1 pseudogene is annotated in these 229 nt (G+C 41.5%); it reads right to left on the bottom strand.

The annotated features are described in order from the left end of the window. Window positions 1-115 precede the first annotated feature (115 nt). Window positions 116-229: pseudogene (locus SB765_RS34580) on the bottom strand (Na+/H+ antiporter subunit C); the annotation flags it as partial.

The raw sequence follows: 229 nt of genomic DNA, 5'->3' as shown, positions 1-229 counted from the left end.
GCCATTAAACTAGACATAAATCGGCGTGCAAATAAGCTTTTGCCACACGGTGGAAGCAACAAAATAATTGCCGCTAACATTGGCAGTAAAATAGGCAAAGATGCTAAATGCTGAATCATTTTCTCTCCTTGCGTTTATTTTTAGTTAGGGTGCCATCAACATGGTCGTTGCCTAAATCTGCTCGGCCACGAATAGATAAAATAACCACAAACGCAGTCATCGCAAAGCC

This window comes from Pseudomonas sp. SIMBA_067 (genome assembly GCF_046534675.1).
Classification (GTDB): Bacteria; Pseudomonadota; Gammaproteobacteria; order Pseudomonadales; family Pseudomonadaceae; genus Aquipseudomonas; species Aquipseudomonas putida.
Note: the sequence above shows the minus strand (reverse complement) of the source record. Positions and strands in the feature narration are given on the sequence as shown.